Here is a 9,009-nt window from a genome sequence, read left to right on the forward strand (position 1 = left end):
GGGGGTGCGGCCACGTCGCCCGCCCTCGACCCCTCCAGCGCGGGGGAGGTCGACGGGTGAGCGTCGTCCCGGGCGACCCCGCCTCCCTCTCCGCCTGCGCCGCCACCGCCGCCTCGGTCGGGCACCGACTGGCCGCCGTCGCGGCGGCCCTCGGGCCCGAGGTCGCCGCCCTCGGCGAGGGATGGCCGGGGCGCGTGTCGGTGCTCACCCGTCGCCGCGGTGACGCCCTGGCGACCTCCGCGGCCGCGACGGCGGCCGAGCTCGAGCGCGTCGGCCGGCTGCTCCAGGACCGCGCCACCGACCTCGCCGACCTCCACGCGCGGGCCCGCTCGCTCGAGGAGCGTGCTGCCGCAGCCGGGTTCGTCATCCGCGACGACCACGTCGTCCCCGCGTACGGGGTGCGTGGCGAGGCCGACGCCGCCACCGAGGCCGCCGAGCGCGCCGGCGCCGACGCACTGGGCTCCGAGCTCGAGCTGCTCCTCGCCCAGCACCGCCGCCGGCGCGACTTCCTCCTGGCCGAGCTGCGCGACTCCACCGAACGCCTCGCGACGCTCGCCCACGGCCTGCGCCGCGGGTGAGAGGATCACCCGACGCGACCGACGACAGCGAGGACGGACGAGTGCGACTCACGAGGCGAGAGCAGCTGGCCGCCACCCCCGAGGAGGCCTACGCCCTGCTCACCGACCCGGCCTTCCAGGAGGCGAAGTGCGCCGCGACGACCGACGGCGGCGCCTACTCCGCCGAGGTGACCGACGGCGCCGTGGGGGCGCGTGTCACCACCTCGCGCGAGCTGCCCGCCGACGGCCTGCCCGACGTCGCCCGCTCCTTCGTCGGGGCCACGCTCACCGTCGTCGAGGTGTACGACTGGGGCGCACCCGCCCCGGACGGCAGCCGGGAGGCCGTCGTCGACCTCCACGTCAAGGGTGCACCGCTGACCCTCAAGGGCCGCCTCGCGCTGCTCCCGGACGGCGCCGGCTCGGTCGAGGTCCTCGACGCCGAGCTCAGGGCGAACGTGCCGCTCGTCGGCGGCCGCATCGAGAAGGCCGCGGCCGACCCCATCAACGCCGCGATCGACGTCGAGGTCCGCCTGCTCCGCGAGCGCCTCGGCGGCTGACAGACGCGGGCTACGGCGCAGTAAGGGTCGTCATCACGACACTTACTGCGCCGTAGCCCGCATCCTGGTGCGGTGACTGCGCCGTAGCCGGCGTCCTGGTGCCGAGAGGGGCGCGGGTCGGTCAGCCCATGTGCGGGTAGCGGTGGTCGGTCGGCGGCACGAACGTCTCCTTGATCGAGCGCGTCGAGGTCCACCGCATGAGGTTGGCCGCCGAGCCGGCCTTGTCGTTCGTGCCGGACGCGCGGCCGCCGCCGAACGGCTGCTGCCCGACGACCGCGCCGGTCGGCTTGTCGTTGACGTAGAAGTTGCCGGCGGCGAACCGCAGCCGGTGGGTCGCGTCCGCGATGGCCGCCCGGTCCCGGGCGATGACCGCGCCGGTCAGCGCGTACGGCGCGACGGACTCCATCTGGTCGAGGACCTTGTCGTACTGGCGGTCCGGGAACACGTGCACGGCGAGGATCGGCCCGAAGTACTCGGTGGTGAACATCTCGTCGGTCGGGTCGCTGCTCTCGACGACGGTCGGCCGCACGAACCATCCCTGGGAGTCGTCGTAGGTCCCGCCGGCGACGACGTCGAGGTGGCTCGCGGCGTGCGCCCGGTCGATCGCGGCCTTGTGCTTGGCGAACGCCCGCTCGTCGATGACGGCGCCCATGAAGTTCGACAGGTCGGTGACGTCACCCTGGGTCAGGCCCTCGGTGACGGCGACGAGGTCGTCCTTGACCAGCTTCCACACCGAGCGCGGCACGTAGGCGCGCGACGCGGCGGAGCACTTCTGGCCCTGGAACTCGAAGGCGCCGCGGACCATCGCGGTGCGCAGCACGTCGGGGTCGGCGCTCGGGTGGGCGAGGATGAAGTCCTTGCCACCGGTCTCGCCGACGATCCGCGGGTAGTGCCGGTAGGACGTGAGGTTCTCGCCGATGGTGCGCCACAGGTGCTGGAAGGTCGCGGTCGAGCCGGTGAAGTGCAGCCCGGCGAAGTCGGGGTGGGAGAGCACGACGTCGGAGACCGCGACGCCGTCACCGGTGACGAGGTTGACGACGCCGGGCGGCATCCCGGCCTCCTCGAGCAGCTCCATCGTCAGCTGCGCGGCCAGCTGCTGGGTCGGTGAGGGCTTCCAGACGACGGTGTTGCCCATGAGTGCCGGGGCGGTCGGCAGGTTGCCCGCGATGGCGGTGAAGTTGAACGGCGTGACCGCGTAGACGAAGCCCTCGAGCGAGCGGTGGTCGCTGCGGTTCCACACGCCACGGGAGTTCGCGGGCGGCTGCTCCTCCATGATCTGCCGGGCGAAGTGGACGTTGAAGCGCCAGAAGTCGATCAGCTCGCACGCGGCGTCGATCTCGGCCTGGTAGGCGGTCTTGCTCTGGCCGAGCATCGTCGCGGCGTTGAGCCGGGCGCGCCACGGGCCGGCGAGCAGGTCGGCCGCCTTGAGGAGGATGCCGGCGCGGTCGTCGAAGGACAGGTCGCGCCACCCGGGGGCCGCCGCGCGGGCCGCCTCGACCGCCGCCGCCGCGTCCGCCTTCGTCGCACCCTTCGAGACGCCGAGGACCTTGCGGCGCGCGTGCGGCTGGCGCACCTCGAACCGCTTGCCGCCGCCCATCACCCGCTTCCCGCCGATGGTGTGCGGCAGCTCGTGGCGCACCGAGCCGAGCTCGGCGAGGGCCACCTCGAGCGACGCGCGCTCGGGGCTGCCGGGGGCGTGGTCGAGGACCGGCTCGTTGGTCGGGGCGGGGACGTGGGTCACAGCGTCCATGGGGTGGAGCACCTCGCTCGGGGTGACGACGACGGGATGCCCCCACTCTCGCGCCCGGCCTTCGCCGGACGCAACTCGCGCCGGGCGGCGGCGCCCCGCCCGCTCAGTCGGTGGCGAGGAGGTCGAGGACCGCGCCCAGCTCGGTGACGTCGAACCACAGCAGGTCGGCGGTGCCGGTGTCACCCCGGTGCTCGTCGACGTGGAAGGAGACCAGCCGCGACCGCGGCACCGGGGCGAGCAGCTCCACACGGCTCGGCACGTCGGCGTCGGCCGGGACGGACACGACGCCCTCGTCGAGGTCGGCGGAGGCCACCACCCGGCGTTCGTCGGTGTCGCGCAACGCCTCCGCCTCGTCGGCGGCGGCGACCCAGGCGGCGTGCTCGAGCTCCTCCTCGTCGGTGACGAGGCCCGGGCGCCCGAGCGCCGGCGTCACCCCGTGGGCGGCGACCGGCGGTGCCCCGAGGTCCATCCCGTCGGCGAGCGCCTCGAGGTCCGTGGCGGTGAGCGGCAGGTAGACGCGGGTCAGCGGCATCCGGGGGTCCTCGGGTCGGGGGTCACGAGCGGCGGGCCCGGGGCCGGGGGGCCTCGAGCAGCTCCTGGAGCGAGTCGACGATGCCGCGGCCGAGGACGTCGGCGTCCGGCATCGCGTCGCGGTCGGCGTACAGGCCGTAGTAGACGCCACCGTCGTACGAGGTGAGCCCGATGGACAGCGCCTGCCCGGCGCCGAGCGGCGTGACCGGGTAGGTGGCGACCATCTGGGCGCCGTCGGCGTAGAGCGGGGTCTGCGGGCCGGGGACGTTGGTGATGACGACGTTGTGCAGCCGGCGCGAGACCATCCCGCCGAGCCGGGCCCCGAGCGCGTGCAGGGTGGGCGGCGCGAACCCGCCCACGCCGGTCAGCGCCTCGGCGGAGACCGCCCGCCGGCCGCCGCCCTCGGTCTGCTGGCGCATCGAGAAGGCGATCTGGTGCAGCCGCATCGAGGGCTTCGGCTCACCCACGGGGAGGTCGACGAAGCAGGCCGTCACCTCGGGCCCGACCCGGGCTGCGTCGTCGGACGGGCTGACCGACACCGGCACGAGCGCGCGGATCGTCGTGCCCGGGTACACGGGCTCGCCGCGGGTCAGCAGCCAGGAGCGGAAGGCCCCGGCGACCGTCGCGAGGACGACGTCGTTGACGGTCACCTCGTCGGCGAAGGCTCCCTGGCCGAGGCGGGTGCGGACGGCCCGGTAGTCGTCGAGGTCGGTGCCGACCATGACGTAGCGGCGGGCCCGGCCGACCGAGGTGTTGAGCGGCGAGTCGGGGGCCGGCCGCGTCGACACGCGGGCCAGGGTGGAGACGACCTCGCCGGCGACCGTGGCCACCCGGCCGGCCGTGCGCGCGACGTCCTGGACCCCGCTGCGGACCGTGTCGACGAGCTGGCTCGGGGTGCGCACGACGTCGGCCAGCGCCCCGACGAGCAGCTCGGCCGAGGTCGGCTCGGGGCGCGGTCGCCACGTCGCGAGGACGCCGTCGCCCCCGCTCGGGTTGCCGTCGACGATGACCCCGCCGATGTCGACGCCGTGGACGCCGTCGACGAGGCTGTGGTGGCTCTTGGTGATGATGGCGAACCGGTCCTCGGCCAGCCCCTCGACGAGGTAGACCTCCCAGAGCGGTCGGGAGCGGTCGAGCGGGCGCGGGAGGATGCGCGCGACGAGCTCCTCGAGCTGCTCGTCCGACCCGGGGCGGGGCAGGGCACTGCGTCGCACGTGGTAGCCGATGTCGAAGGACTGGTCGTCGACCCAGACCGGGTTGCCGAGGCCGCCGGGCACCGTCTTGATCCGCTGCCGGTAGCGCGGCACGTGGGCGATGCGCTCGCTGATGAGGTCGACGAGGGTGGCGTAGTCGAACCCGCCGGCCGGCACGTCGAAGACCATGACCGACCCGACGTGCATCGGGGTCGTCGCGTCCTCCAGCCGGAGGAAGGACGCGTCGAGCGCGCTGAGTCGGTCGGCCACGTCCCTATCGTGTCAGACCGCCGCGCGGCGCCGACGGCCGTGGCGGCTCACCGCGGCGGCGTCGGGGCAGCGCGGGTCGAGCTCGGCCGCGAGCGCGCCGAGGGCGAGGGTGAGCCCGCCGCGCGCGCGCACCTCGGTGAGGGCCCGCCCGCCGAGGACCGCCTCGTCGCAGTCCTCGGGCGCCCACGGGAGCATCCGCACCTCCTCGAGGCCGGCGAACCGGGCGAGGACGTCGCGGATGGTGCGTTCCGGGCGGGCGCCCGCGGCCGAGGCGCGCACCTTGTTGACGACGACCAGGGGGGTCGGCGAGGCGACCAACGCGACCTCCTGGACCGCCCGGACGAGCCGCTGCAGGCCGACGGGGTCGGCGGCCCCGACGACGACGAGGTGGTCGGCGGCCTCGAGCGCGGTGAGGGTGGCGGCGTTGCGCCGCGGGGCCGCCGTGTCGTAGCTCAGCTCCTCGTCGTCCTCGAGCGCGAAGCCGGCGTCGACGACGACGTGGTCGACGATGCCGCGGGCCAGCCGCAGGATGTCCTCGACGGCCGCCGTCCGCAGCTCGGGCCAGCGGTCGGCGCGGGGCAGGCCGGTGAGGACGCGCAGGCCGGGCAGCGCCTCGGGGGCCAGCCGGGCGAGGGCGGGGACGTCGAGGGCGCCCTGCTCGGAGGCCCGGGCGGCGGCCGCCACCCCCGGCGCCTCGTCGACGAGGCCGAGGACCTGGGCGACCGAGGCGCCCCAGGTGTCGAGGTCGACGAGGAGGGTGCGCACCCCCGCCGCAGCGAGGCTCGCCGCCACCGTGACCGCCACCGTCGTGCGCCCGGGGGCTCCGGTGGGCCCCCAGACGACGGTGACCGGGGTCGGCCGGGCGGGGTCGGGCACGGCGAGCGGCGGGTCGTCGGCCGGGTCGTCGTCGACCGCCGGCCGCGACGTGGTGGCGCCGGCGAGGGCGGTGAGGGCGGCGGCGACCGTGTCGGGGGCGTCGTCGGGGTGCAGCACCGTGGCCACCCCCAGCTGGCGCAGCCGGCGCTCGCCCTCCTCGTCGGCCGGCGCCACGAGCCCCGCCACCCGCACCCCGTGGCCGGCGAGGTGGCGCAGCGCGTCGCGGTCGAGCCCGCGCAGGTCGGGCGAGACGACGGCGACGCGGGCCGCTCCCGCCGCGCCGGTCGAGAGCAGCTCGGCGAGGTCGGCGCAGCGCCGGACGAGCGTCAGCCCGGGCGCCTCCCCCATCACCTCGACGAACTCGGCCTCGTGCCGGTGGGTCAGCGCGGTGAGGACCGTCGTCACGCGGTGCCGCCCGGGACGGGCACGAGGGTGATGCGGGCGCCGTCGTCGACCGCCGCGACGAGGTCGCGCACGGCGTCGCGGGGGACCATGACCCGGACCGGCCGGGTCTGCTCGGCGCCGGCGAGGACGGCGTCCTCCTCGGCGACCCCGGCGACGGACACGCGCTCGAGGACACGCTCGGGGCCCGCGTAGCGAGCCACGCCGACGCCTCCCGTCCCCTCCTGCGGGCGGTTGACGTAGACGTCGACGAGCGTCCCCCGCGAGAGCGCCGCGGCCGAGGTGGCGTCGACCTGGAGGGCCACCTGCTGCACCCCGACCGAGGCCGCCGAGCCCACCGCCGTGCGCGGCACGAGCTCGCCGGCCCGCAGCTCGCGCACGGCGTAGGTGTCGGCGGGCAGCGCGCGGTCGGCGGGGAGGTAGCCCGAGGAGGTGTCGCCGAGCTGGACCCGGACGACGGTGAGGTCGTCGGCGGTGAGCCGCTGGCCCGGGGTGACCGCGTGGGCGGCGGCCCAGACCGGTGCGCGGTCGTCGGCGCGGGCCACGACCAGGGCACCGAGCACGGTCGCGAGGACGACGAGGAGCACCCCCACGAGCAGCCGCGAGTCGCGCCACGACGGGGCGCGCAGGCGGGAGGCGGCCGGGGTCGGCAGATCCGTCATGGCCGCGATTCTCGCCGAGCGGCCGTCCGCGCGCCCGTCGGCGCCGGCGGCCTGTGGACGACGGGTGCGGGGCTCGGCGGGGCGGGTGGCACACTGGCGGCGTGCCGCGCCGCTTCATCCCGCTCACCGAGGTCTCGGAGATCCTCGACATCTCCTCGGCGCAGGCGTACGCCCTCGTGCGCAGCGGCGACCTGCCCGCCATCAAGGTCGGCGGCCGCGGCCAGTGGCGGGTCGAGACGAGCGAGCTCGAGAGCTACATCCAGCGGATGTACGCCGAGACGCGCCAGCTGGTCAGCGGGCGCCCGGACGACGACGCCACCAACGGCTGACCCCGCCGTCACCGGCGCGACCCGACGAGGCGCACGGCGGTGAACGGGACGGCCGTGACCCGGCGGACGTTCTCGCGACGCCGGGCCTCCCCCGCGGCGTGCTCGGCGAGGACGAGGTGGTCCGAGCCGACGACGTCGACGGTGCCGACGAGCGGTGGCCCGCCGGCGACCTCGACCTCGACCGTCGCGCGGTCGCGGGCCAGGGCGCGCAGGGCGTAGCCGAGTCCGAAGCGCCGGGCGGTCCGGGCCGGGTCGGCGTGCGGAGGCAGCCCGCTCACCGCGACGAGCGCCGGCTGCGGCACGAGCACCTCGAGCCGCCCGGTGTCGAGGAGCAGCCAGCCGTCGCCGACGTCGGTCAGCGTCCCGGCGGCGCTCCGCCCGCCCTCGACGGTCAGTGCCACCGCGTGGCCGAGGCCGCCGGCCAGTCGCGCGGTGAGGTCGACGAGCGCCCGTTCGCGTCGGGTCCGCTCGGCGACCTCGCTGTCGAGCTCGCGCCGCTCCTCGGCCGCGAGCTGGCCCTCGAGGTCAGCGAAGAGCCCCTCCCACCTCATGCGCCCACAGGCTACGCACCCTCCCTTGCCGGCGCATCAGCGACCCAGTACGGTCAAACACATGCAAACGGCATCAAACAGCATGACCCGGCGCCTGGCCGGTCGCGTCGCCGGGGTGGTGCTCGTCCTCCTCGCGACCGGGTGCACCGTGCTGCTGGGCCGGGTCGCGGCCGGCCGGGGACGGGCCGCGCTCACCGGCGCACCGGTCCCGCCCGAGGACGCCCTGCTCGGCGCCCTCGCCCTCGTCGGCGCCCTCGTCCTCCTCTGGCTGTTGCTCGGTGCGGCGCTCGAGGCGCTGGCCCGCGTCCCCGGAGCCGTGGGCCGGGCGGCAGAGCGTGCGTCGGCGGCGGTGAGCCCGCGGGTCGTGCGTCGCGCCGCGGCCCTGGCCCTCGGGGTCGGTCTCGGCGCCGGGCCGAGCGTCGGGCCGGCACTCGCGGCGTCGGCGCACACGGTCGCGCTCGTCGTCACCGAGTCGGTCGCCGGTCCGGCTCCGCTGCCAGACCCCGGGTGGTCCGCTCCTCCGGACCCCGGCTGGACGCCGACCGCGCCGACCGTGCGTCGCCAGCCGGACGTGTCGGTGGTCAGCGGGCGGGTGACGGCGCGGGACCCCGGCGAGGTCGTCGTGCGTCGGGGCGACACCCTGTGGTCCATCGCGGCACGCCACCTCGGCGAGGGTGCCACCGACGCCGAGGTCGCCGCGGCGTGGCCCCGCTGGTACGCCGCGAACCGCGCGGTCGTCGGTCCCGACCCCGACCTCCTGCGGCCCGGCCAGGTGCTGCACGCCCCGGAGGTGCTCGCCCCGTGAGCCGAGCCTCGCTCCACGTCGCCCCGCCGCCGCGCCCGCTGCCCCCGCCGCTCCCCCTCGACGAGGCGGTCCGCCGGGCGCGAGCCGCCGACCCCGGCGCCCGGCGCGTGCCCGGGTACGTCCAGGACGCCCTCGCCGTCGACTTCTCGTGCGCCTCCGACGAGCAGGTGTTCGGCCCGCAGCGCACCCCCCGCACCGACCTCCCCGACCCCGTCGCCTGGTCCGGCCGGATGGCCCAGGCCCTCCTCGAGGTGATGACCGGGATGCGCCCGGCACCGCAGGTGGTGCGCTGGACCACCCCCGAGGTGTACGCCGTCGTCGCCCGCCGCGGCGCCCTCGTCGCGCGTCGCTGCGCCGAGGGGCGGGCGCCGCGGGCCCGGCAGCGGATCGCGGTGCGCCGGGTGCGGGTCTGCGAGCCGGCCGACGGCGTCGCCGAGGCCGCGGTCGTCGTCCAGCACGGGCCGCGGGTCCGGGCGGTCGCCCTGCGGCTCGTCGGCCAGGACGGCAAGTGGCGGGTCAGCGCGCT

General features: G+C 76.5%; 11 protein-coding genes. 5 read left to right on the forward strand and 6 right to left on the reverse strand.

Features of this window, described 5'->3' with window-relative positions; genetic code table 11:
- Positions 1 to 56: 56 nt before the first annotated feature.
- Positions 57 to 578, forward strand: a complete 522-nt coding sequence (locus PKA89_RS20000) for a hypothetical protein (protein ID WP_324422582.1) — start codon at positions 57 to 59, stop codon at positions 576 to 578.
- A gap of 41 nt (positions 579 to 619) precedes the next feature.
- Complete coding sequence (locus PKA89_RS20005; protein ID WP_324422584.1) at positions 620 to 1,114, forward strand: DUF2505 domain-containing protein; 495 nt, start codon at positions 620 to 622, stop codon at positions 1,112 to 1,114.
- Between the two features lie 121 nt (positions 1,115 to 1,235).
- Here the strand turns inward: PKA89_RS20005 and pruA are convergent, their stop codons facing one another.
- The 5 genes from pruA to PKA89_RS20030 form a co-directional block, all read right to left on the reverse strand.
- Positions 1,236 to 2,864: an L-glutamate gamma-semialdehyde dehydrogenase gene (gene pruA / locus PKA89_RS20010; RefSeq protein ID WP_324422586.1), complete on the reverse strand. Its 1,629-nt coding sequence runs from the start codon at positions 2,862 to 2,864 to the stop codon at positions 1,236 to 1,238.
- A 103-nt stretch (positions 2,865 to 2,967) separates the two neighbouring features.
- The gene (locus PKA89_RS20015; protein ID WP_324422588.1) at positions 2,968 to 3,396 is read right to left on the reverse strand and encodes a hypothetical protein; all 429 of its coding nucleotides are present in this window, start codon (positions 3,394 to 3,396) and stop codon (positions 2,968 to 2,970) included.
- A gap of 22 nt (positions 3,397 to 3,418) precedes the next feature.
- Complete coding sequence (locus PKA89_RS20020) at positions 3,419 to 4,858, reverse strand: wax ester/triacylglycerol synthase family O-acyltransferase (protein WP_324422590.1); 1,440 nt, start codon at positions 4,856 to 4,858, stop codon at positions 3,419 to 3,421.
- 12 nt (positions 4,859 to 4,870) lie between these two features.
- Positions 4,871 to 6,139 (reverse strand): hypothetical protein, encoded by a 1,269-nt coding sequence (locus PKA89_RS20025; RefSeq protein WP_324422592.1) that lies wholly within the window; start codon positions 6,137 to 6,139, stop codon positions 4,871 to 4,873.
- On the reverse strand, positions 6,136 to 6,798 hold the full coding sequence (locus tag PKA89_RS20030; protein ID WP_324422594.1) for an SAF domain-containing protein: 663 nt from the start codon (positions 6,796 to 6,798) through the stop codon (positions 6,136 to 6,138). Before PKA89_RS20030 ends, PKA89_RS20025 begins: the two co-directional genes overlap by 4 nt.
- Positions 6,799 to 6,899: 101 nt before the next feature.
- On the opposite strand from PKA89_RS20030, the gene PKA89_RS20035 reads away from it, so the two are divergent.
- Positions 6,900 to 7,127, forward strand: a complete 228-nt coding sequence (locus tag PKA89_RS20035) for a helix-turn-helix domain-containing protein (protein WP_324422596.1) — start codon at positions 6,900 to 6,902, stop codon at positions 7,125 to 7,127.
- An 8-nt stretch (positions 7,128 to 7,135) separates the two neighbouring features.
- Here PKA89_RS20035 and PKA89_RS20040 read toward each other — a convergent pair whose 3' ends face one another.
- On the reverse strand, positions 7,136 to 7,678 hold the full coding sequence (locus PKA89_RS20040; RefSeq protein ID WP_324422598.1) for a hypothetical protein: 543 nt from the start codon (positions 7,676 to 7,678) through the stop codon (positions 7,136 to 7,138).
- Between the two features lie 61 nt (positions 7,679 to 7,739).
- Between PKA89_RS20040 and PKA89_RS20045 the strand changes: the two genes are divergently transcribed.
- Positions 7,740 to 8,483, forward strand: coding sequence for a LysM peptidoglycan-binding domain-containing protein (locus PKA89_RS20045; protein ID WP_324422600.1), 744 nt, complete (start codon positions 7,740 to 7,742; stop codon positions 8,481 to 8,483).
- Positions 8,480 to 9,009: Rv3235 family protein (locus PKA89_RS20050; RefSeq protein ID WP_324422602.1), on the forward strand; the 530-nt coding region annotated here is incomplete at its 3' end. The genes PKA89_RS20045 and PKA89_RS20050, both read left to right, overlap by 4 nt.

Source organism: Phycicoccus sp. (genome assembly GCF_035325325.1).
In the GTDB taxonomy this organism is placed as follows: domain Bacteria; phylum Actinomycetota; class Actinomycetes; order Actinomycetales; family Dermatophilaceae; genus Phycicoccus.

Excerpts from the sequence above, each read along its gene's own strand:
- pruA (WP_324422586.1), bottom strand. The coding sequence starts at position 2,864 with ATGGACGCTGTGACCCACGTCCCCGCCCCGACCAACGAGCCGGTCCTC.
- PKA89_RS20015 (WP_324422588.1), bottom strand. The coding sequence starts at position 3,396 with ATGCCGCTGACCCGCGTCTACCTGCCGCTCACCGCCACGGACCTCGAG.
- PKA89_RS20030 (WP_324422594.1), bottom strand. The coding sequence starts at position 6,798 with ATGACGGATCTGCCGACCCCGGCCGCCTCCCGCCTGCGCGCCCCGTCG.
- PKA89_RS20040 (WP_324422598.1), bottom strand. The coding sequence starts at position 7,678 with ATGAGGTGGGAGGGGCTCTTCGCTGACCTCGAGGGCCAGCTCGCGGCC.
- PKA89_RS20045 (WP_324422600.1), top strand. The coding sequence starts at position 7,740 with ATGCAAACGGCATCAAACAGCATGACCCGGCGCCTGGCCGGTCGCGTC.